The organism is Roseomonas rosulenta (assembly GCF_016106005.1).
GTDB classification, from domain to species: Bacteria; Pseudomonadota; Alphaproteobacteria; order Acetobacterales; family Acetobacteraceae; genus Neoroseomonas; species Neoroseomonas rosulenta.
In genome coordinates, this window is the sequence record NZ_JACADR010000542.1 from 1 (window position 1) to 1,297 (window position 1,297).

Here is a 1,297-nt window from a genome sequence, read left to right on the forward strand (position 1 = left end):
GCTGGCCGCGCGGCGCATCGGCGCGCGCCGCGGCCAGCACCGCCCCATTCGCCAGCACGGCGGCGGAACAGCGCGCGAGCGCGCCCTCGATCGCCAGGATCCTCATGCCTGCGGCTTTACGGCACTTCGCCGGGCGGCGGAATGGATGCTTCCGTCGCCGCGCCATCGCCGCCAGGATGCCGCGCCGGGCCGCAGAGCCCGCAGGGAAGGAAACGCCATGACCATCGCCCGCCGCGCCCTCGGCGCCGCCGCCCTTGCCGCCCCCGCCCTGCTCGCCGCGCGCGGCGCGGCCGCGCAGGCTTGGCCGACCCGTGCCGTGCGCATCGTGGTGCCCTATACGCCAGGCGGCGTGTCGGACATCACGGCGCGGCTGATCGCCGAACCCCTCGCCGCCACCTGGGGCCAGCCCGTGCCGGTCGAGAACCGCGCCGGCGCGGATGGCGTGATCGGCACCGAGGTGGTCGCGCGCGCGGCCCCCGATGGCTACACGCTCGGCCTGGTCTCGGTCGGGCATCCGGTCAATGCCGCCTTCTACCGCCTGCCCTTCGACACCATGCGGGACTTCACCTTCGTCACGCAGACCACCGCCACGCCGCTGGTGCTCTGCGCGCCGCGCGCCTTCGCGCCGAACACGCCGGCCGAGCTAGTGGACTACGCGAAGCGCAACCCGGGCGTGACCTTCGCGGGCACCGGCGGCGTGGTGCGCCTCGCCCCCGTGCTGTTCGCGCAGCGCACCGGCATCCAGCTGGAATACGTGCCCTATCGCGGCAGCACCCAGGCGCATCCGGACCTGATGGCGAACCGCGTGAACATCATGTTCGACACCGTGCCGGCCGCGCTGCCGCACATCCAGTCCGGCGCGCTGAAGGCCCTGGCCACCACCGGCGCGCGGCGCAGCCCGCAGCTGCCCGAAGTGCCGACCATGGCCGAGGCGCTGCTGCCGGGCTTCGAGGCGGCGACCTGGGGCATGATCATCGCGCCCGCCAACCTGCCGCCGGCGGTGCTGGCGAAGCTCAACACCGACATCCGCGCCGCGCTGCGCAACCAGACCGTGATCGACCGGCACACCACGCTCGGGGCGGAGATCGTGTCGAACGACCCCGACACCATGCGCGCCTTCGTGCAGGCCGAGATGGAGAAATGGGTGGCGGCGGCGCGCGCGGCGGGGATCCTGCCGCAGTAGAGCCACGCCTCGGCGCCCCTCCTGCCCGCCGGTGCGGCAGGGCCTCGCGCGCCGGCGGCGCGCATGCCCGACGCAGGTGGGGCGAGCGACCATCGGCCCGGCGCCGCGCGCGCG

Annotated in this window: 1 protein-coding gene; it reads left to right on the top strand. The window is 75.0% G+C overall.

Annotation, left to right across the window (positions count from 1 at the left end; translation table 11 throughout):
* Positions 1-217 precede the first annotated feature (217 nt).
* Positions 218-1,183, top strand: coding sequence for a tripartite tricarboxylate transporter substrate binding protein (locus HW578_RS26715; protein ID WP_198373723.1), 966 nt, complete (start codon positions 218-220; stop codon positions 1,181-1,183).
* Positions 1,184-1,297: the final 114 nt, after the last annotated feature.